This window comes from Enterococcus avium, assembly GCF_002891025.1.
Taxonomy (GTDB): Bacteria; Bacillota; Bacilli; order Lactobacillales; family Enterococcaceae; genus Enterococcus_A; species Enterococcus_A avium.
This window is the reverse complement of sequence record NZ_NBSL01000002.1, coordinates 385,251-407,465: the sequence shown is the minus strand read 5'-3', so window position 1 is coordinate 407,465 and position 22,215 is coordinate 385,251. Positions and strand designations below refer to the sequence as shown.

The window sequence follows — 22,215 nt, the reverse complement described above, 5'->3', positions numbered from 1 at the left end:
AACTCTTGTTGGATTTTAGTTGCAGACAGATGTCTTGATGAATCGAATAAAGTTTGGGGGATACTACGTTACTACTACAATGATAGCATTAATCAGGTGCTTAGAAAACGTCTTCATGAAAAAGGCACAATATTTTTACTTATTGACGTTCGTTCTTGTAAAAAGCTGATTGAATAAAAACTTCTGAAGTAATAGCCGTTTTCTTAACCTGTCTATTTGTGATTAAATCCTATCTTGACATTCAATTTGGACTACGATACGGTTAATTAAAGAGATTTTTAGCTAAGATAGGAGAAATGATATTTTGGACGACGAGGACTCGTTGTGTATAGAAAAAAATAATCATCTATTTATTAATAATCATTTTAACGTGCGCTGTTGGCATACAGGGTGCTTTTTTACATTGGTTGAAAAATATAAGGAGGAAACTTTTTGGATAATCTAAGTGTCATGATGGTTGTATTGGTAATATTGCTGGCTTTGTCAGCGTTCTTTTCTTCGAGTGAAACGGCCTATTCTTCATTAAATCGCATTCGGATCACTAAATTGGCAGAGGAAGGAAATGACAAAGCAAGGAACGTTTTAGAATTGTTTCATAATTTCGATCGCCTTCTATCCGCGATCCTGATCGGGAACAACATCGTGAATATCGCAAGCTCTTCGATTGCGACCGTCCTATTTGTACGCTATTTTGGCAACATCGGCGTTACGCTATCGACAGTTGTGATGACGATTTTGGTTTTAACCTTTGGCGAGATATTTCCAAAAACATTGGCAAAAGAAGCACCTGAGACTTTCGCACTTGCCGTTGCCCGCCCATTGAAAATCTTACTGACCATTTTTTATCCACTGACGCTCTTTTTCTCTGTCTTGAAAACTGGTCTGATGAAGCTGTTACCAAACAAAGAAGTCACCCCTTCCATCACCGAAGATGAATTGCTGATTCTTGTGGAGGAAGCAGCTCAAGAAGGTTCGATCGATGCAGATGACGAGCTGCTAATCAAAAGTGTGGTCGCATTCAACGATTTGGAGGTACAAAAAATCTTTGTGCCCCGTACCGATATTATTTCCATTAACAGTAAAAAGAGCACCGAAGAAATAGCTGAAATTTTTGAATCCTCCGGCTTATCTCGCCTGCCCTATTGCCAAGATAGCATCGATGATGTGACCGGCGTGGTGAATCAAAAAGATTTTTATTACCATGTGCTAAAAGGTGAAAAAAGAATCGAAGACATCGTCAAACCAATCAGCTTCATCCCAAAAAGCATGAAAATTTCCGAGCTAATGAAAAAATTCCAAGCCGATCAAATCCATATAGCCATCATTATCGATGAATACGGTGGGACCGCCGGACTCGTCACACTAGAAGATATCATCGAAGAATTGGTCGGGGAAATCTGGGATGAATACGATAATAAGAAACTGGATTATTACAAGCTGGCAGATGGCAGCTTCCTGGTAAATGGACGCTCAGACTTCGATTGCCTGGAAGAGCTCTTCAATATTACAAATACCACGAACTCAATATCCGTCGCAGGCTATATTTTAGCATCAATCGAACGAATTCCTGTAGAAGGAGAAACGATTCAGTTAGATGGGTTGAAGATCACTATTTCGAAGATGCGGAATCGCAGGATTGAAGAAGTGGTGATTGAACCGATTGTTGATGTAGAGTAGATGGATGATGTTAGGCTGCAAAAGATTATTGAGAAGACTAAGTTGCTCTTGTCTCGTCATTTTATTCTATGACGAGACTTGTTTTATATCCCGTAGAGAGATTTTTTTAATAGACTCACTTCCCTGTTTTTACTTTTTCCCATTCTCTTTTATAATAGTCTCGCAAAAATTCTGTAAATTTTTCAGCGTTCATAGAATTTTCTTGAAATACTTTTTCAGTCTCTCTCAAACTTTGAATTAATTCTTTTTCACTAGTCATTTGATCCCATCCTGAAGTTAGAGAATGCCTCCTCAGCCCTTCATATATTTTAAAAGCTAAATCAACTATTGTATTATTCTCATCATTGTTGCTGAAATTTAACTTAATTAACATGAAATTATTGGATAACCTTTTTAATAATTCATTGATTTCATCAGCTCTTTCTTCCATATCTTTATTAAAAATTTTTGATCCTTCATCTATCCAATGTTGGGAAACTTCTTTTGCTTTATTTCTCTCTGCTTGCGGTAGTTTTTTATTCATGCTTTTCTCATGGAGTTCGCTCATTTCAATCCTTATTCCATTAAGCTGAATTATCTTTTGTGTAAACATTTTCATATTTGCACCCAATGATAATGAATCTGTTATAAAGGTAGATGTTACCATCTTAGTATTATCAATCCAGTGCATTCTTGATTTTGAAATTATATCCGCATCGATTTTTTTCTGATCCATCTCTTTTTGAATTAGTATTGATTTTTTTGTATTATGATAGCTTAAAAAAGAAAACAATAACGATGCTAAAGCGCCAAAAACCGCAACGATCGCAGCTATACTTGCCCATTGAAAATCACCTTTAAAATCAAAAAATAGTCTTTCCATTTTTCACCTCTACAATTAATTATCAAAACGATTTTTCAAAAATACCTCATTATGCCTTTCTCAACAATTAATTTCTAAACGAGTAATTGTTCTTAATATTTAATCATAATAATATTTCGAATTCCACTTATATTCACAGACCATCAATACCTACATTTCTATTCAATATCGATTTTGTTTTCTTTTTCATTACTAGTTAAATTCTCTTCTTTTTGCAACTCATATCTGACATCTTAAACAAAAGTAATAATCTCCTTTTTAACCAAATTAAAAGCGACATTCACAGATATGTAGTAAAAACAAGTAAGAACAGCGCAAAAAAACATATCTTTCCAAAACTCTAAAAGATAATTTCACCTTAAAGAACAAATTAGCATTCCTTTTCATGTTCCTCTGAAAAATTTCATAAGATGTATTATTCCCTATTGACTCTCTTTTAATTTCGCTGATAATCCAACCAATTCACGTTATTTTTAATTTAACCATTTTGCACCGGTAGATCCAAAGCAAAGTAAAGCTTAGGGTTAAAACTATTGTCTAATACAAATGAATACCAATCTATAATCTTAAGTTTCAACATTATTGACTTAAAACTGTTCAAGTCAAAATTTTGATTTTTAACTCCTTCATAAACGTATTTTTTACTATCATCAATTAACCACAAAACCGAAGTATTCTTGCAACTTACTATTTTTTTCAATTTTGCATTGGAAATTTTTGGATACCTATCTTCTTTATATTTCCTACCGTCATTATATTTAGCTAATGTTGATTCGACTGACAGCTCATTTTTATGTGCTAATAACTGAATTGAAAGAAGTGATTGTTCAAAACTATACATAGCTAGTGAAGTTTTGGTCCCTCTTTTTACTGCTACTAACTCCTTCTTACTTATATCATAAAAATCAGCGATTTCCGCTTGAACTCCAGAAACCATCACATTTCGTTTGTGTAACTTTATTAAATTGTTTTTTTGGGTTACTACATGGATATAGCCTCCTTCTCCTGAAAGCTCACCCTCCTCTTGAGTCTCATAAGCAATGTTATAAGCCTCCGGATAGTCCACAATACCATTAATTATGTTTAGTTTAATTTTAAGAAGCTCGTAAAATTTTTCATTGAAGTATCCCCAATAACCGTTATCTAATATATAAACCTTTTCCTGATACTCCAGTTCGGCATACATCAGATGTGAAAACCTTATATTATCTTTTATGGGTAATCCACTATCATCACATATGGAGAAGCCTATATCATCTAATGAGTTAATTTTCCCGGCATATTTTTTAATGTAACTGCAAATTTTCATTTCATCAAAATCTATTGTTTGAAAAGTTTCTTCCTTCTTCTTCTTTCCACCCATAAGATAAATACCTATATTCTGATTTGATTCAAGAAAATTAATTGCATTATCAAAAACTTGAATTCTATTCATATTGAAAGACAGCTGAGAATTACCATCGTTCTCCTTGATACTCCTAAGTAATTTATTTGATAAATCTTGACTTAGCTCATTCTTTTTTTGTATCTTAATCCATCTTGGAATACTCGATTTCTTTTCCTTCAAATTTAGCGTAATATCTATTTCATTAAACAATGAAACAAATTTATCTATGCTAAAATCTTTCTTTAAATTAAAGTTTTTGCAGATTGTTAAACCTGTTCCACAGTCTACACTTTTGCCATATATCTCTTCATTCTGTGGTTTTCCACTGATAAAGAAATAACTTTCGCTTGCTTGAGGAAACTCATTTTGACCTTTTTTGTAATTTAAAACACCTCTCATTTTATTTCTCTGAACATAACTAACACTCTTTAAAGAAATGTCATCATCTCTTATCGCTTTTTCCGCAAAATTTAAACCGAAATCAGATTCGCTCAAGTCATCAGTTACCCAAAATGCGTAACCACGTGGTAGTAAGTACACCGATTTAGTTGTTTTAACAACTATGATAGCATTATATTGTATTGGCTTTTCATCATCAAAAAAGTTTTCCTTATCAAAAAAAAGTAGTAATTCATTTATCCATTCCGGATGTGATTTTTCATGCGACTCGAAATAAAGACTCATTCTTACACTCTGATCCGAATATTTCTTTTCCTCTCCAACTTGAGAATAGCTTGATCTCTCCAGCCTTTTTATAGTTTCTGCGTATGAATATTTTGATTTATAAACTTTCGGTTTCATATATATCTCTCACTTTCACTAAATCTTATAGCCTTTAAAAAAATATTTACTCATAGAAAAACAAATAGCAATTAATTTCTATTTTATTTGTGAATAGCAAAATACAAGAATAGATTTTTTTAAAGACAAACTCTTAATTCCTTATTCCTCCGCCACCAAACTATCAAGATATGCCCTAAGCTTCTTTTCTTCTTCACTTCCATTAGTAGAAAAGCGCGCAAGCTTTATCCCTAATTTAGATAAAATACTATCTTTCCGCTTATCTCTCACCACCTGTTCCGGTCTCGAATGAAACTTATGACCATCCACTTCAATTGCAGCAACCGGTTCTTTTCCTGTTTTAAAGTAGAAAACAAAATCTAATCTTGCACCATTCTTAACATATTGTTGCTCATCTGTTGTCAACACTGAAAAATCTCTAGCTAATTTCTTTATCGTATATTCTGTCGTACACGTAATTGATTTGTACTTTTCATCAGCTAGAATAGTTAAGATCATATCCATCATTAAATTTTCCGAATCAAAATTAGAATGTTTGATTTTATAATTATTTCTTCTTCTAAACAGCTCATCTTGAAAGTCCCTTGTTAACAAATCAAAAATTGAGTTCACTGGACTTTTATGCTCCAATGAATAATCACTGTTATACTTAATATGTCTAATTAAACTTGCGATACTGCCATTTCTCTTACTAAACTCTTTCACAGAACTATTAAGAACAAAAAGGCGCTTAGCTCGTGAAACTGCAACATTGATTAACTTTTCATCCTCTACAAAACTATAATTTCTTTTACTTCCTTTATTATCTAAAACAGTAGAAAAAATTATTGCTTCACATTCTCTTCCTTGAAACTTATGAACAGTATCTGCAACATACTTCTTTTGCTGTTTTTCAATAGCAGCAAGACTTTTATCCGCTTGCCTTCTAAAAGGTGTTACTAGTCCTGTAGTTTTCATATCATGAATAATCGGGCAAGCTTTACTAAATTCTTCAGATAAAACGCTATCAATCTCACGTTGATTAAATATTTTCTTGTCATAGTCAAACTTCATATGATTACCATCAGATGTTTCAACAAGAACTAAAGCTTTTTCGTCTTCATTAAAATCACTTAAAACAATTAACTCTCCATCGTAGAATTCCTGATTACAAAAATTGATAATCATCGGATGGCAACGATAGTGTTCTTTTAGCAAGACGGATGGAAGTTCTTCACCAAATACTGCTTCTATTGATGACAAGATACTATGTTCAAAATAATCGTATGTTCTATCTTGAGGAGGTCCTATATTTTTCTGCTTCTCTTCCTTATCCGTTATGATATTAGGTAATTGTTTATTATCACCAACGATAACAATATTTTTTGCAACACTAAGTGGAAAAATACTAGGAACTAACCCACCCATAGATGCTTCATCAATTACAACAATATCAAATTTATTACCTTTTTGAATATTCATTGTAATCGCATCACAAGTACTAAGTGTTACGGGAAAGTCTTTTGTAAATTCTTTATAATCTTTCCTCATTTGATCTTTGGTCGCCCTACTATTTCCAACAGTGTATTTACTACTCAAAAAAGATTTAAATATTCTTATTGATAGACCTTTAACGCTCTCATCGAGTTTCTTATAGTTGCTTCCTTTCAAAAATGACGAAGTTTCTGCTATTTCCTTTTTTATTGATGCTATTTTATTTTGATAATACTCTCGTTCTACATAATCAATAAGTTCTTGAATAGATTCACTAGAGCGAAAAGGATCAAAATTATATATTCCATATTGAAAAAAATATTTAATTTTCTTTCCAAAATTAAGTTGCTGATCATCATTTAAATTCAAATCTACCAAAAGTCTCATTTTCTTTTGGGCATCGAATCTGATTAAAGATGTTCGTTTCAGTTTTGTTTTTAAAGTACTATTAGAGTCAGTTCTACTCTTTATATAAGATTCAAAATATTTTTTTTCTTGCTGCCAATCTCTCAATTCTTGTTCCAATGTAGCTAGTCGATTTCGCTCATCTAAAATTTGACTTAAACTTATAAGGTCTTTCGTTAGTTTCTCCTTGTTACTGTCTAATTCATCTTCAGGTATTCTCCATTCATTTATTATTTTTGGAATAGACAACATATTTTTAAAAAAAGCCTCCGCTTTTTTAGTTTTCCCTAAATTGGCAGCGATAAGTGAAAGCCCCTCTTTTTCAAGTTTTTCAAATACATTATCTGTAGCTGCATTGTTAGGAGATACTACCGCTACAGTCTTATTATTCATTATGGCGTTAGCTATAATCGTTAAAATAGTTTGTGTTTTGCCTGTACCAGGAGGTCCTTGAATTACTGAAATTTGGTTTTGAAATGTTTGCTCAACAGCCTTTAACTGACTACTATTTATCCCAAATGGAAATATCAGATCCCCTACATATTCTCTATATTCATTTTGCTTCATCAAATATCCGTATAAAGCGCTTGAAGGATCGAAAAAATCAATCTGCTCACAAACGCATTGATGAAATCCTTTTTCATATTTTTTAGAGTTCTTATCTCCTAGCTGTTTGGCTATACTTATAAAATACCTTTGAAACTCCTCTATTTTTTTCTTTGATTTAGTATCGATATTATTCAGCTCCAATTTTTGTACTATCATTTCATGACATATTTATACATAGTTTTCTTCCCCATAGTTCACACAAAAATACTGACTAATAACATATTTAATATGCTTGTATTCTTAAATAATAACACATTTAATTAATTATAAACATGTCTTTTGCTACTACTATTTCTTAATATAAAAAAAGCCCCGAAACGTTATCTTATCAACGTTTCGGGAACTTATAAAATTTCTATCCGACGCTGCCTTCCATCTCATACTGAATCAGACGGTTCAACTCCACAGCGTATTCCATTGGTAATTCCTTCGTAAATGGTTCCACAAATCCCATAACGATCATCTCCGTCGCTTCTTGTTCAGAGATCCCGCGACTCATCAGATAATACAATTGTTCTTCAGAGATTTTTGAAACCTTCGCTTCATGCTCCAGAGACACATTTCCATTCAAGATCTCGTTGTACGGGATCGTATCGGAACTTGATTGATCATCCATGATGATCGTATCGCACTCGATATGGCTGAATGAACCTGCACTGTTTCGTCCGAAGCGGACCGTTCCACGGTAGTCTACGGCGCCGCCATCTTTAGCGATGGATTTTGAAACAATCGAGCTGGAGGTGTTTGGTGCATTATGGATCATGCGGGCACCGTTGTCTAGCACGATATTCTTGCCGGCTACAGCGATCGATAGCATCGTACCGCGGGCGCCTTTGCCTTCCATATAGACACTTGGGTATTTCATGGTTACTTTTGAGCCTAAGTTTCCATCGACCCATTCCATTGTCGCGTTTTCTTGGGCTTGTCCACGTTTTGTTTCCAAACTGTAGACGTTGTTTGACCAGTTTTGGATCGTGGTGTAACGGCAGTAGCCGTCTTTTTTAACGAAAACTTCTACGACTGCGGCATGCAGGCTGTCAGAAGAGTACGTTGGTGCGGTACAGCCTTCAACATAATTGATACTTGCGCCTTCGTCCACGATAATCAATGTCCGTTCGAATTGTCCAGTGTTTGCCGAATTGATTCGGAAGTAAGACTGAATCGGAATATCGGTCTTCACACCTTTTGGTACATAGATGAAGGTTCCACCTGACCAAGCTGCTGAGTTTAGTGCAGCTAATTTGTTATCGGATGGTGGTACTAATGTTCCGAAATATTCTTTGAATAATTCAGGGTATTCCTTCAAAGCTGAATCTGTATCCGTGAAGACGATCCCTAATTTGGTGAACTCGTCCTTCATGTTGTGATACACCACTTCTGATTCGTATTGGGCAGAGGCACCAGCTAAATAAGCGCGTTCTGCTTCTGGAATCCCTAGACGTTCAAAGGTCGTTTTGATTTCTTCTGGTACATCATCCCAATCACGTGCAGGTTTGTCGCTGGAACGGATGAAGTAGTTGATTTTATCGTAATCCAGTTCGGATAAATCTGGTCCGTAACCGGGAATCTCTAATTTTCTGAATGTTTCTAAGGATTTCAAGCGGAAATCCAACATCCATTCTGGTTCTCCTTTTGCGCGGGAGATCTCGCGAATGACTTCTTCCGATAGACCTTCACCAGTCGTGAAGACGGGTTCGATATCATCGTGGAAGCCAAATTGATATTCCTCTTGCATTTCAGGTACACTCATGTAGTCCCGCTCCTTATTCGTATTAATGTATTTATTTTCCCTTCAGAAAAATAAGTTTGATTCTCATGCCGTATACCATTCTACTAAATCTGCTAAAGCAGAAAGTAGAACTGGCATCCTCATTCATATTAAAGTATTTATCTTGCTAATCTTTATGATATTGCCCTTCCCGAGCTTTACCTTGTTCATCGGTTAATGCTTTGCCTAAGGCTTTCCATGCTAACGTTGAGCATTTGATGCGGGCTGGGAATTTTGCGACCCCGCTAAGCATCGCTGCGTCTCCCAATGCTTCTTCATCCTTTTCAGGAATCGGATTGCCTTGAACCATTTGGGCAAAAATAACTGCTAAATGTTCTGCTTCTGAGACTGGTTTGCCGATTACTGCGTCCGTCATCATAGAAGCACTAGCGGTTGAAATCGAACAGCCGCTGCCGGAAAATGCGATATCTGTGATCACGTCGTCTTTGACAATTAGTTCTAGCTCGATCACGTCGCCGCAAGTAGGATTGTTCATCTCGATCGTTTTCGTAGAGTCACTTAGCTTTCCACGATGATGAGGATGAGCGGAATGATCCAAGATCACTTGTCGATATAAATTGTCTAATTTATTTAGCGCCATCTTTGAAAAACTCCTTCGTCGCCTGAATTGCTTCGATCAAACGGTCCGCATCTTCTTTCGTATTGTAGAAATAGAAGCTGGCCCGCGCCGTCGCTGGCAGATTCAAATAATTCATTAACGGTTGCGCACAGTGATGACCGGCACGCACCGCGATCCCTTCCATATCTAAAGCAGTCGCTACGTCATGAGGATGGATGCCATCCAGATTAAAAGCGATCACACCGGTATGATGTTTTGGATCTTGAGGTCCATAAGTCGTGATTCCGTCGATCTCATGCAGCTTAGGTAAGACGTAGTCAACCAATTCTTGTTCGTAGCGATGGATATTCTCCATCCCGATCTCGTTCAAGTAATCAACCGCTGCGCCTAAAGCGATGGCACCTGCGATGTTCGGTGTGCCTGCTTCGAATTTCCATGGCAGTTCTTTCCAGGTACTATCAAACAGATTGACGAAATCAATCATCTCGCCGCCAAATTCTACCGGTTCCATCTGTTCTAACCATTGACGTTTGCCATATAATACACCGATTCCCGTTGGTCCGCACATCTTATGCCCGCTAAAAGCAAAGAAATCGGCATCAAGTGCTTGAACATCAACAGCCATATGTGGAGTAGCTTGCGCACCGTCCACGATCATTACCGCGTTATTGGCATGAGCCATTTCCGCTAATTCTTTGATCGGATTAATCACACCCAGCACGTTTGAAACGTAGGCCAATGAAACGATCGCTGTTTTTTCGTTGATGATGTCTTTTGCGGCTGTCATATCAATAAAGCCTTGATCCGTTAATGGCAAATAACGCAGAACTGCACCTGTGCGTTCGACTAATTGCTGCCACGGAATAATATTAGAATGATGCTCCATATAAGAAATGACGATTTCATCGCCTTCTTTAATAAAGGCATCGCCATAACTGCGAGCCAACCAATTCAAGCCGGTGGTCGTTCCACGCGTGAACAAGACTTCTGCTGTTTCCTTCGCATTGATAAAAGCTCGGACTTTTTCGCGACTATTTTCATAATCGGCTGTCGCCCGTTCAGCTAACGTATGCACCCCACGATGAACGTTGGCATTGTCATGTTCATAATAATGGCGCAAAACATCCAAGACTTGCGTCGGCTTTTGTGTAGTTGCCGCATTGTCTAAATAAACAAGTGGTTCGTCATTTACTTCTTGGAAAAGAATCGGAAAATCTTTTCTAATAGTAGAAAAATCCCTCATTATTTACTCAACTTCCCTTCGATCGTATCGATCAGTTGCTCTTGAGTGGCTTTAACTGGAATAGCAGTAATAACAGGTCCTAAGAATCCGCGAATAACCAAACGCTCCGCTGCCGCGCGCTCTAGTCCGCGACTCATTAAATAGAAGAGTTCATCTGGGTCAACCCGACCAACACTGGCCGCGTGTCCGGCCGTGACTTCATTTTCATCAATCAAAAGAATCGGATTGGCGTCGCCGCGAGATTTCTCAGACAGCATCAATACACGACTTTCTTGTTGTGCATCGGCGCCCTTCGCTCCCTTTAAGATATGCCCGATCCCGTTGAAGGTCAAGGTAGATTTATCAAGAATAACGCCGTGTTGTAAAATATGTCCGATCGTATGCGGGGCCTTATTGGTTACACGAGTATCGATCCCTTGAATTTGTTTGCCATCACTGATCGCTACGATCTTCACTTCTGAATGTGAGCCTTCACCCACTAAATCAGAATCAAAGTCCGCGATCACATTGCCGTCATTCATGATACCGATTGCCCAATCGATCATAGAATCGCGCATTAAGTAGCCGCGACGGTTCATATAAGTCGCGATATTCGCTCCCATTGAATCTACCGCTGAGAATTTCACGCGAGCACCTGGTTTCGTGATCACTTCGACCACTACGTTCCCAGAAAGTTTCTTCGCTGTCTCGCCTTGTGATTCAAAACGTTCTAAGTAAGAGAACTCACTATTGTCTTCGGCCACGATCAAGACGTGCTTGAAGAAATGCGCATCGTCATCGCCGTTATGCAGGAAGAGACTTTCGATTGGTTCTTCGATCACCACGTTTTTCGGTACATATAGGAAGATCCCATTGTTCATGAAAGCGGCATGTAACGCCGTCAATGAATTTTCTTCAACGGGTACTGCTTTTTGCATGTAGTATTCTTTGACTAATTCAGGATGCTCTTGCATCGCTGTCACTAAATCCGTGAAGATCACGCCTTGATCCGCAAGCTTTGGTGAGATTTGTTCGAAAACAGTCGTCTCCCCACTTTGCACGATCATTGGATTGTCTTTCATTTGATCAAAGCTTGGAATGGTCCCCGCTGCTTCTTGATGCTCAGGTTTTACATTATAAAGGTTCCAACGAGCGAATTTTACCTTTTCAATCACTGGTAAAGGCAGCTCATCGATTTTTGTTAACGCATTGACCCGTAAATCGGTCATCCATTGAGGTTCGGCCCATTCGGCTGAGAAAGCTTTGACGGCCTCAAGATATTCTATCCATTTTTTCATCTATCTTGCCCTCCTAAACTTCTTCTTTGTAATCGATACCTAATTCAGCAGAGATGCCTGCGTAGCCTTCAGCTTCTAAACGTTTTGCTAATTCTGCATCGCCAGTCAAGACTACTCGGCCATCCATCATAATATGCACCACATCAGGTACGATGTAGTTCAATAGACGTTGGTAGTGGGTAATGATCAACGCGCCAAACTCTTCACCGCGCATTTCATTGATCCCTTTCGCTACGACCTTCAAGGCATCGATATCAAGTCCTGAGTCAATTTCATCTAAAATTGCAAAAGTAGGTTCGATCATCAATAACTGTAAAATCTCGTTACGTTTCTTTTCCCCACCAGAGAAGCCTTCGTTCAAATAGCGTTCCGCCATTTCTTCTGGCATATTCAACAATTCCATTTTTTTATCTAATTTTTTCAAAAATTGCATCACGGAGATTTTTTCATCTTCTTCACGACGAGCGTTGATCGCTGCTCGCATGAACTCAGCATTACTGATTCCCGGGATTTCGCTTGGATATTGCATCGCTAAGAATAACCCTAGACGTGCGCGTTCGTCGACTTCCAAGTCTAAGATATTTTTTCCATCGAAAAGGATTTCGCCTTTCGTCACTTCATAGTTTGGGTTGCCCATGATTGCTGCGGATAAAGTTGACTTACCAGTCCCATTTGGTCCCATGATGGCGTGGATTTCTCCTGTCTTCATCTCAAGGTTTACACCTTTTAAAATTTCTTTATCGTCAATGGCAACGTGCAAGTCTTTGATTTCTAAAACTGACATGAAAGTACCTCCAAAATTTTTTTCTCGTTCTCACATATTTTAGACTAAATGAGAATGGAATACAAACTGATTCACCAATTTTCTTCTAAAAAACTATCCTTTATTTAGAATAATTATAAAAATACTTTTTCTCGACTGAACTAATCAGAATCTGTAAAGAGTTTTTGTAAGAACGCTTCCTCGGTTAATTTTTCTGTGGACTCCTTAAAATGAAAGAACGCCGACTTCTGATCATAAAAAATTTCCGTCGTCAGCTTCGCTTGATCGATTTCAGCAAACAAGCCCGCTGGAAAATAATATTCGTCATCTGCCAAGCTATGATAGAACAGACCGCTGCCGCATTTCTTACAAAATCCCCGTTCTGCCCATTCCGAAGACAGATAGCGCTGAATCTGTTCTTCTCCACTGATCTCAACATCCTTTGGCAACACACTCGCTAATGACAAAAATGGTCCACCGAAGAATTTTTGACACATATGACAATGACAGACGGTGATCGCTGGTTCAACTTCTTCTATAGTAACCGTCACCGAGTTGCACAAACAACTTCCATTTAATTTCATATAGTCCATCCTTTCGAGCTGATTTAAAATTTATATTTCCAGTGTAACAGCTAGTAGTTAAGTAAAGTATGATTTTTTTATACCTTTGTCAGTATAAAATAGGCTGAAAAAAAGCGCTGAAAGATTTTACTCCTTCAGCGCTTAATTAAATTATTTATCAACTGGTTTTACAGACCCGTCCCATTTTTCTAAGATCCAATCTTGAACATCTTTTTCATGTAGGACTTTGTTCAGTTTTTCAATCCGAGGATCGTCTTTATCTTCTGTACGAACAGCTAAAATGTTGGCATATGGAGAAGTATCTTTTTCAAGCAAGACAGCATCCTTCACTGGATTTAAACCAGCACCATAAGCGAAGTTGGCATTGATCGCTACTAGATCGCCTTCATCATTGCTGTAAGTTGTAGCCAACAAAGCAGGGTCAATTGAGTGATCGAATTTTAAATTCTTAGGATTTTCAGCAATATCCTCAAATGTTGCTGTTTCTAAATCTACACCGTCTTTAACCTTGACTAAATCCGCATCTTGCAAGATTGTGATGATGCGTCCCCAGTCTGATTCAGAACTTGAAGTGATAACTGTTGCGCCTTCTTTTAAATCTTTGATGTCTTTGATTTTTTTAGAGTACAAGCCCATTGGTTCGATATGAACAGCACCTGCATCCGTGAATTTGTAGTCATTCTCTTTCACTGCCTTTTCAAAGAAAGGTTTGTGCTGGAAATAGTTTGCATCGATATCTTTGTCTGCCAGCGCTTTGTTTGGTAACACATAGTCATCAAATTTTTTGATTTCCAAAGTCACGCCTTCTTTTTCAAGCAATGGCTTTACGTGCTCCAAGATTTCCGCATGCGGAGTTGGTGATGCACCGACGACTAATGTGTCGCTCTTTTCTTTACTGCTGCTGTCTGATGAGCCTGAACTGCTATTTCCGCATGCTGCCAAGCCAACTGTTAATAATGCTGCTGCTGCAAAACCTAAAATTTTCTTTTTCATTGATGGTTCCCCCTATTTTTTTGGATTTATTTTTAAGAATAATTGCTATTCTGTGTTAACGTTTGTCTGTTCGTTTTGTCAAGAAATCGCCAAGTCCTTGAACGATAAATACGATAATCAAAATGATTACTGTCGCTACCAGTGTGACTGTGTAATTCCCACGTTGATAGCCTTCTTGCCAGGCCAATGCTCCAAGTCCACCTGCACCAATTGCACCCGCCATCGCGGTAAAACCGATCATCGAAACCGAAGTAACTGTTAATCCTGAAATCAATGCTGGCAAGCTTTCTGGAATCAAAACCTTATAGATTGTTTGGAAGTAACTAGCCCCCATCGAATCTGCCGCCTCTAGCACACCGGAGTCAACTTCACGAAAAGCAATTTCAACCAGTCGTGCATAAAATGGAGCCGCTGATAAAACCAATGCCGGAATCGCTGCTTTCGCGCCTAGCATTGTTCCTACCAATGCTTTAGTAAATGGAATAATCAAGACCATTAAAATCATAAAGGGCGTTGATCGGAATATATTGCTGAGAATTGAAACTAGTCCATATAAGATACTGCGAGCAGCGGAATGTTTCCGCCCCAATGAATAAAGCAGCAGTCCTAGCAATAGTCCTAAGACAAACACGATCAACATAGAAACGATCGTCATAAACAAGGTATCATTGATGGCTTCCTTTAGCGTATCCCACGATACCTGTTGAAAGTTTAAATATGTCTCTGAAAAACTCTTATCCACGGTGCAGCACCTCCACTTCCACTTGTTGATTTTCAATAAAGGCGATCGCTTCTTCAACCTTATCCGCATCGCCAGTTAATTGAACCGTCAATGTGCCGAAGGAATTCCCCGTTGCCCGTTCGATATTGCCATAAACGATGCTGATATTCACTGGAAAATTACGAATTACTTGTGATACGACTGGTTCATTGGCATTGTCCTCTAAAAAGTGCAATGTCGCTAATGTTCCGTTGGGATTTTCTTTGATAAATTCCTTCAGTAATTCAGATGGATCAGCTTTAGGTTCAAGATCCTGCTGTACAAAAATCTTAGTCACTTCCTGTTGTGGATGGCGGAACACTTCGCGAACAGAACCTTCTTCTACGATTTTTCCTAACTCCATCACAGCGACCTTGTTACAAATTTTGCGAATTACGTTCATCTCATGAGTGATCAACACAATCGTCAACCCTAATTTCTTATTAATATTGGCTAGTAATTCTAAAACTTCTTCCGTTGTCTGCGGGTCTAGCGCACTGGTCGCTTCATCACAAAGCAGGATATCTGGATCATTGGCTAACGCTCTTGCGATCCCGACCCGTTGTTTTTGTCCGCCTGATAGTTGAGAAGGATAAGCGTCTCCTCTGCCATCAAGTCCGACTAGACTTAGCAGTTCTTCTGCTTTTTTGTGACGTTGATCTTTTGCCACGCCTGCCAATTCTAAGGGTAATTGAATATTCTCAATGACTGTTCGTGACCATAATAGATTGAAATGCTGGAAGATCATCCCAACTTTTTTTCGAAATGTTCTTAATGCTGCTCCTTGCAGCTTGGCAACATCTTCACCATTGACTAATACTTGTCCATCAGTAGGTGTTTCTAATCCATTTAATAAACGAACCAATGTGCTCTTGCCAGCTCCTGAATAACCAACGATGCCATAAACATCCTTTTCATCAATTGCTAAATTAATTCCATTGACTGCGTGGATTGGTCCAGTCTTGCCGGCAAAACTTTTCCCCACTTGATTTAACTCAATCAATGCCATATTTCTTACACCCTTTCCAATAACTGATTAGCTTTTAGCTAGTTCAGATATATAACTATTTTTCATTTCGCTTGTCATTGCACTAATCTGCAAAAATTTGATGAGGAAGTTTGACTGCTACCTCGTTGAAATGAATTTATTTTTCCAAAAACGGGAGAAATAATTCTATTCTCATTACGCATATCATCCAACTAAAGTACGAGTATCCTTATAAAGCTTCAAAATTTCATTTTGTCAGTCCAACTATGAGCTGCTGCGAGAAGTTGGACTGATAAAAAAAGCTTCCGCCCTCAAATGTACGAATGTACACTTAGGACGAAAGCTTTGACTTCCGTGTTACCACCTAAAATTCGTTCTGACCTTACGATCACAACCTCTGCCAGTACTTGCTTCACGCGTATACTGAGGCGCTGTAACGGGCACTCCCGTGATAGACTTAGCACCCGCTTCGTCCATCCTGCTCAAAGACCATTTTCCATCTCATTGCCATAACTCCTTTTCAGCATATCAGAGCTCTCTTTGTACTTTAATCAGATGTACTTTTCTTTTCATCGCTTTCTCATGTGTATGAAAGGATTATATCAGGCTGATTTTCTCCTGTCAAACATCAAATGAAAATTTCTTTATAGGTTTTCAAACTCATCAACATCGACTTCCCGTAAAGACAAGATCCATGCATCCAATTCTTCTTTCACATTCAACGCAGCAGGATCAGCAACCACCTTTTCGCTAACAGATGAAACCACACCCGTCAACGGGCTTTTGAATTCTTGGACCGCTTTTTCTGCTTCGATTTCCAGTAATGGTTCACCAGCCTTAACTGATTGACCAACTTTTGGCAATGAGATGAAGGTCACTTCACCAAGTGTATCCGCCATTTCAGCAGTTAAACCCATGCAATAGTCTTTATCATTGTGTAAGATCCACAGACCTTCATTTTTTTTCAAGTAACTCATTTAATTAGAACTTCCTTTCGTATGTTGTTTCCTTAAATCCATTCGTTAAAAATTGATCATCTTTGATCAGTAATGGGCGCTTCACTAACATCCCGTCACTTGCTAATAATTCGCTGGCTTCTTCTACCGATAAATCTGCCATTTTGTCCTTCAAACCTAATTCACGATATTTCATGCCGCTAGTATTAAAAAATCTGCGAACTGGCAACCCACTAGCTGTTATCCACTTTTCAAAAGTATCAGCTGAAGGCGTGTCTTGAACCAAATCGATTGTTTCAAACTGTACATCCGCCTGTTCTAACCATGCTTTGGCTTTACGACAAGTTGAACATTTGGGATACCAATAAAATTTAAGCACTGCGTGTCCTCCTAATAGGTTGTTTGTCTGCGCTTTGATAACGCATTGATAGAATCAAACCGATTCCGATCATATTTCCCAGAATCGATGATCCACCTTGACTAATAAACGGCAACGGAATTCCCGTTAATGGTAACAAACCGATATTTGCGCCGATATTTTCAAAAACATGGAACAGCATCATCATAACGATTCCTGATGCAATATAAGCATAGAACTCATTATTCATGTCAAAGCATAACCGAATCATACGATAAATCAAAATAAAATAAATCAAAATTACAAAAGCACCGCCGATGAAGCCAAAGTTCTCACCAATGACTGTAAAAATCATATCCGATTCCCGAACTGGCACGTAGACATTACTAACATTGTAGCCAGTCCCAAACATCCCACCAGAACCGATTGCCATCAATGCATGAGCAAGCTGAAAGCTAATTCCTTTTGGATCATGGAAAGGCTCAAGCCAAGAATCAATCCGAGCAAACTGATAATTCTTGAACCCGATGTGTGATAAAATTTCTCGACCCGTATCTGTCGTGACAAAAAATATCAAAGTGCCACCCACAATAATTGCTAAGATAATCGTGGGAACTAAGATTAACCATGAAATTCCCGACATCAAAAACATTCCTGCAAATATGGCCAAAAAGACAAGCATTGTACCAAAGTCCTTTTGCGCCAAAACTAAAACTAAAACCGGAATAGTTACTAAAAACATTTTACCAATCAACGTAGTATCAGTCTTAAGACTTCGAAGCTTATTCGCCACATTATGTTTAGTGATAATCATCGCCATCATTAAAATATAAGCAATCTTCATTAGTTCCGAAGGCTGGAAAGTCAGCGTCCCAAACTTGAACCAGTTTTTCGAACCTGTAGAGGCAAATAAAGCCGTATCGTAATATTTCAACAATGCCAACATGACTGCTAAACCAATCACATACAGAAAAGGAGTTAAACGCCATAGAAGTTTTGCATCAAAATGAATGATAATTACTACAGCTAATGCACCAACCACGTACCAAACAGCTTGCATGGCTAAACCACGAAAAACATTCGGATTTCTCGGATCCTGAGTCAGTGCCACATATAAAGCAAGGAGCCCAATCAAACACAATATAAAAACAGGTAAAATAACGCCATAATCAATTCGGCTGTCATTATTATTCTTTCTTAATCTATCCATTGTTCATCTCTTTTCCCACAGTATACTTGCCTTATTATAGACGCTTATTTGTCTAATGAAAAGTCAGCATCGCTGACTTTGCAAAATCTTTATTCTTCTTGAAAAACATGTGGTAAAAAATAGATCAATCCCCAAATCCCTAATTGCAAAATACTAAACATCAGGACAAACTGAAATTTTCCAACACTCCAATTACCAATAAGTAATTTCAATACAGTCATAGGATGAATGAACAGCTCGACCGAATGAACGCGGTCAAAGCGACCAATATAAACCGCTATACTAGAAAGAACTGACAATAATACAATGCCACTGATTTTCTGTATCATCTGTAATTTAACAGCCGAGATTATTTTAAATACTTGCACCATACCCACAAACACCATCAAAAGAATTGGCAGCAACAATAAAAGATAGGACCACCAAGCATTGCTGTCATCTAGAAAATGTCCCCCAGGCTGATAAATCCTCAAACTAGCCAAATGAAACAAATCAGTCATTAGATACGGAATATTTGGAAAAAATAATAACCATAACGAAATGAAAAACCAGCGCCATTTACTTTCTAATTTCAAAAATAATTCCGCAAAAACGATTGGCAACCATGCCAGAAAGACATTCAAAGCCATAAAGGAAAAGGTTCCTTGCGTAAAGTACATAAATAAAATATACACCCATACACTCAAATGGAATCCGTAAACTTTTTTCATAATTCTCCCTCAAAAGATTTCTCCAAAACAATTATTTTTTTGAACACATCAAAATAGCTAGTACATAAAATCAGCTATGACCATCACCAATAAAAACTGTCGATAAAGAAAACACCACCGAATTCTTAGCCGAAGCTTTGAGACGATGGTGTTTTTTAATGATGCCAGCTGCAGGATTCGAACCTGTGACCTACGCGTTACGAGTGCGTTGCTCTACCAACTGAGCTAAGCTGGCGATTCGTACAAAAGAAATTATAAGAAACTTCAGCGAAAAAGTAAAGTAAGATTCTTCTCAAAAAGCGATTACATGAAAAAAACTTGAAAATGTGCTAAAATAAGGTATGTGAAAAAAGGGGGCGTTCAAAAAGTATGGCTACATTTGGCAAAATAGAGACGCACGTTGATCCTTCTGAAGTCGGGAAAAAATTTCCCGTCAAGACACACGTCATGTTCACCATTCGCGGCAAATCCCAGACTGGGGTCATCGCTAAACAATTGAAAAACGCAGCCGTCGTTGAAATCGATGAGAAGCAAGACAACGAAGAATTAATCAGTCATTCCAATGGCGTTGTCGTTATCAATTATAAACAAATGGAAAAGATTTAAAGGATTCATAAAGCTACACATCTAAAGCAAAGAAGGTACGCCGAGTATTGTGGCGTACTTTCTTTTTTTTAAAAAAACGTGATCGAAATGAAATCGACCACGTTTGTTCTTTTATTTTGTTCCGAATAAACGGTCGCCAGCATCTCCTAAACCAGGAACGATATAACCTTGTTCGTTCAATTGGTCATCTAAAGCAGCTGTATAGATATCAACGTCTGGATGAGCATCTTGTAATGCCTTTACACCTTCTGGCGCTGCAACTAGACAAACAAATTTCATGTTTGATGCGCCACGTTTTTTTAATGAATCAATGGCCATAATCGCTGAACCACCAGTTGCTAACATCGGATCAACGATGAACAATTGACGGCTGTCGATATCTTCAGGCATTTTGAAGAAATATTCATGCGGCTCCAATGTTTCTTCATCACGGAACATACCGATATGTCCAACTTTGGCTGCCGGAATCAATTCTAAAATACCATCCACCATACCAATACCCGCACGTAAGATTGGTACGATCGCAACTTTCTTACCTGATAACGTTTTTTGTGTAGATAATGTGATCGGTGTTTCGATCTCGATATCTTCCAATGGCATATCTCGTGAAACTTCATACGCCATCAACATTGCGATTTCATTAACTACTTCACGAAAAACTTTCGTTCCACAGTTTTTATCACGAATAATCGTTAATTTGTGTTGGATCAGTGGATGATCAATTACTTGAAACTTACCCATAATAAATTGCTCCTTACTCATTTTGAAGTGTTCATTTTTCATAGAGAAAAACGAGAGAAATTTTCATCGGGGTCCCTTCTCTAAAGATAATATAGAAAAAAGACATCCTTTATTCTGCATTTCTCCTAATTATAAGACAACTAGTGTCAGAAAACTAGTCTAATGTGATTGAATTGGATGAGATTCTGTTAATTCTAATACTGCCTGGCGAATCTCTAATAATTTCTCTTCATCTCCATTAGAACGTAAGGTTTCAATTATTAATTCTGCTACTTGTTTTGCGTCCTCTTCTAGAAAACCGCGGCTAGTAATGGCTGGAGTTCCGATTCGGACACCACTAGTCTCTTTAAAGCTTTTTGATTCAAAAGGAATGGAGTTTTTATTAACGGTAATATGCACACTATCCAACAATTCTTCTGCTTCACGTCCAGTTAGCTCAAAACCTGTCACTTCAATCAGAAGCAAATGATTATCCGTAGCGCCAGATACCACACGAGTTTCAGGTGCTTGATTAAATACCTTAACCATTGCCTGTGCATTTTTTAGAACTTGTTCACTATACTCTTTAAAATCAGGAGCCAATGCTTCCTTAAAGGCCACAGCCTTAGCTGCGATTACGTGTTCTAAAGGCCCACCCTGCAATCCAGGGAAAACAGCACTGTTAATCTTCTTAGCTATATCCGCATCATTTGTCAGAATTAAACCGCCACGTGGTCCACGCAAGGTTTTGTGTGTTGTTGAAGTTACAACATCTGCATATGGGACAGGGTTAGGATGTAAACCAGTTGCTACTAATCCTGCGATATGAGCCATATCCACCATCAATTTTGCGTCTACCTCATCTGCAATTTCACGGAAACGGGCAAAATCAATCGTCCGGCTATAAGCGCTCGCTCCTGCGACAATCAGTTTAGGCTGATGTTTCCGTGCCAAAATACGAACGACTTCATAGTCGATCGTCTCTGTATGAGGGTCCACGCCATAGCTAACAAAGTTATACAGCTTTCCGCTGACATTCACCGGTGAGCCATGAGTTAAGTGACCTCCTGCTGACAAATCCATTCCTAAAACAGTATCGCCAGGCTGGATCAAAGAAAAATACGCCGCTTGATTGGCTTGTGAACCAGAATGTGCTTGCACATTCGCATATTTTGCATCAAATAATTCTTTCGCACGTTCAATTGCTAAATTTTCTACGACATCAACAAACTCACAACCACCATAATAACGTCGGCCAGGATACCCTTCTGCATACTTGTTTGTCAAGACGCTACCTTGTGCCATTCTTACAGCTTCTGAAACGATGTTTTCTGAAGCGATCAGTTCGATATTCTGCTCTTGACGCTCCGCCTCATTTTCAATTGCTCCCCATAGTTCGGGATCTAGTGTTTTATAATCCATCCCAACGCCACCTTTCAATTTTCTGATTTAAGTATACGAAAGATTCAGCAGATAATCGAATCT

The 22,215-nt window shown here is 38.1% G+C and carries 20 protein-coding genes, 1 tRNA gene and 1 other annotated feature; of the genes, 2 read left to right on the top strand and 19 right to left on the bottom strand.

Annotation, left to right across the window (positions count from 1 at the left end; genetic code table 11):
• The first annotated feature begins 432 nt into the window (after nt 1-432).
• On the top strand, nt 433-1,677 hold the full coding sequence (locus tag AUF14_RS02070) for a hemolysin family protein (protein ID WP_016180494.1): 1,245 nt from the start codon (nt 433-435) through the stop codon (nt 1,675-1,677).
• A gap of 115 nt (nt 1,678-1,792) precedes the next feature.
• Here AUF14_RS02070 and AUF14_RS02065 read toward each other — a convergent pair whose 3' ends face one another.
• The 17 genes from AUF14_RS02065 to AUF14_RS01985 all read right to left on the bottom strand — a co-directional run bounded on the left by AUF14_RS02065 (nt 1,793) and on the right by AUF14_RS01985 (nt 19,639).
• Nucleotides 1,793-2,539, bottom strand: coding sequence for a hypothetical protein (locus AUF14_RS02065; protein ID WP_016180493.1), 747 nt, complete (start codon nt 2,537-2,539; stop codon nt 1,793-1,795).
• A 478-nt stretch (nt 2,540-3,017) separates the two neighbouring features.
• Nucleotides 3,018-4,727 carry a DUF6119 family protein gene (locus AUF14_RS02060; protein ID WP_016180492.1) on the bottom strand — a complete coding sequence of 570 codons (1,710 nt, stop codon included), beginning with the start codon at nt 4,725-4,727 and terminating at the stop codon, nt 3,018-3,020.
• A gap of 141 nt (nt 4,728-4,868) precedes the next feature.
• Nucleotides 4,869-7,370: an AAA domain-containing protein gene (locus tag AUF14_RS02055; protein ID WP_016180491.1), complete on the bottom strand. Its 2,502-nt coding sequence runs from the start codon at nt 7,368-7,370 to the stop codon at nt 4,869-4,871.
• A gap of 199 nt (nt 7,371-7,569) precedes the next feature.
• Entirely contained in the window at nt 7,570-8,964 is a 1,395-nt protein-coding gene (gene sufB / locus AUF14_RS02050) for a Fe-S cluster assembly protein SufB (protein WP_016180487.1), read from the bottom strand.
• 145 nt (nt 8,965-9,109) lie between these two features.
• Nucleotides 9,110-9,583, bottom strand: a complete 474-nt coding sequence (gene sufU / locus AUF14_RS02045; protein ID WP_016180486.1) for a Fe-S cluster assembly sulfur transfer protein SufU — start codon at nt 9,581-9,583, stop codon at nt 9,110-9,112.
• Nucleotides 9,570-10,805 (bottom strand): cysteine desulfurase, encoded by a 1,236-nt coding sequence (locus tag AUF14_RS02040; protein ID WP_016180485.1) that lies wholly within the window; start codon nt 10,803-10,805, stop codon nt 9,570-9,572. Before AUF14_RS02040 ends, sufU begins: the two co-directional genes overlap by 14 nt.
• Nucleotides 10,805-12,082 (bottom strand): Fe-S cluster assembly protein SufD, encoded by a 1,278-nt coding sequence (gene sufD / locus AUF14_RS02035; RefSeq protein ID WP_016180484.1) that lies wholly within the window; start codon nt 12,080-12,082, stop codon nt 10,805-10,807. Before sufD ends, AUF14_RS02040 begins: the two co-directional genes overlap by 1 nt.
• A gap of 13 nt (nt 12,083-12,095) precedes the next feature.
• The gene (gene sufC, locus AUF14_RS02030) at nt 12,096-12,866 is read right to left on the bottom strand and encodes a Fe-S cluster assembly ATPase SufC (RefSeq protein WP_016180483.1); all 771 of its coding nucleotides are present in this window, start codon (nt 12,864-12,866) and stop codon (nt 12,096-12,098) included.
• 140 nt (nt 12,867-13,006) lie between these two features.
• Nucleotides 13,007-13,429, bottom strand: coding sequence for a GFA family protein (locus tag AUF14_RS02025; RefSeq protein ID WP_016180482.1), 423 nt, complete (start codon nt 13,427-13,429; stop codon nt 13,007-13,009).
• Between the two features lie 150 nt (nt 13,430-13,579).
• Entirely contained in the window at nt 13,580-14,422 is an 843-nt protein-coding gene (locus tag AUF14_RS02020; RefSeq protein ID WP_016180481.1) for a MetQ/NlpA family ABC transporter substrate-binding protein, read from the bottom strand.
• A gap of 55 nt (nt 14,423-14,477) precedes the next feature.
• Nucleotides 14,478-15,164 (bottom strand): methionine ABC transporter permease, encoded by a 687-nt coding sequence (locus AUF14_RS02015; RefSeq protein ID WP_016180480.1) that lies wholly within the window; start codon nt 15,162-15,164, stop codon nt 14,478-14,480.
• Complete coding sequence (locus AUF14_RS02010) at nt 15,157-16,191, bottom strand: methionine ABC transporter ATP-binding protein (RefSeq protein ID WP_016180479.1); 1,035 nt, start codon at nt 16,189-16,191, stop codon at nt 15,157-15,159. Before AUF14_RS02010 ends, AUF14_RS02015 begins: the two co-directional genes overlap by 8 nt.
• 308 nt (nt 16,192-16,499) lie before the next feature.
• Nucleotides 16,500-16,752: a binding site (T-box leader), on the bottom strand.
• Nucleotides 16,753-16,814: 62 nt separating this feature from the next.
• Nucleotides 16,815-17,147, bottom strand: coding sequence for a glycine cleavage system protein H (locus tag AUF14_RS02005; protein ID WP_016180478.1), 333 nt, complete (start codon nt 17,145-17,147; stop codon nt 16,815-16,817).
• Nucleotides 17,148-17,151: 4 nt separating this feature from the next.
• The gene (locus tag AUF14_RS02000) at nt 17,152-17,505 is read right to left on the bottom strand and encodes an arsenate reductase family protein (RefSeq protein WP_016180477.1); all 354 of its coding nucleotides are present in this window, start codon (nt 17,503-17,505) and stop codon (nt 17,152-17,154) included.
• Nucleotides 17,498-18,694, bottom strand: coding sequence for an FtsW/RodA/SpoVE family cell cycle protein (locus tag AUF14_RS01995; RefSeq protein WP_016180476.1), 1,197 nt, complete (start codon nt 18,692-18,694; stop codon nt 17,498-17,500). Before AUF14_RS01995 ends, AUF14_RS02000 begins: the two co-directional genes overlap by 8 nt.
• Before the next feature lie 89 nt (nt 18,695-18,783).
• The gene (locus AUF14_RS01990; protein WP_016180475.1) at nt 18,784-19,404 is read right to left on the bottom strand and encodes a DUF1361 domain-containing protein; all 621 of its coding nucleotides are present in this window, start codon (nt 19,402-19,404) and stop codon (nt 18,784-18,786) included.
• A 162-nt stretch (nt 19,405-19,566) separates the two neighbouring features.
• Nucleotides 19,567-19,639, bottom strand: a tRNA-Thr gene (locus AUF14_RS01985).
• Between the two features lie 134 nt (nt 19,640-19,773).
• Between AUF14_RS01985 and AUF14_RS01980 the strand changes: the two genes are divergently transcribed.
• Nucleotides 19,774-20,010: a hypothetical protein gene (locus AUF14_RS01980; protein ID WP_016180474.1), complete on the top strand. Its 237-nt coding sequence runs from the start codon at nt 19,774-19,776 to the stop codon at nt 20,008-20,010.
• Nucleotides 20,011-20,121: 111 nt separating this feature from the next.
• On the opposite strand, the gene upp is transcribed toward AUF14_RS01980, so the two are convergent.
• The gene (gene upp / locus AUF14_RS01975; RefSeq protein ID WP_016180473.1) at nt 20,122-20,751 is read right to left on the bottom strand and encodes a uracil phosphoribosyltransferase; all 630 of its coding nucleotides are present in this window, start codon (nt 20,749-20,751) and stop codon (nt 20,122-20,124) included.
• Nucleotides 20,752-20,910: 159 nt separating this feature from the next.
• A complete protein-coding gene (gene glyA / locus AUF14_RS01970) occupies nt 20,911-22,152 on the bottom strand; it encodes a serine hydroxymethyltransferase (RefSeq protein ID WP_016180472.1) in 1,242 nt (413 codons plus the stop codon).
• Between the last annotated feature and the right edge of the window lie 63 nt (nt 22,153-22,215).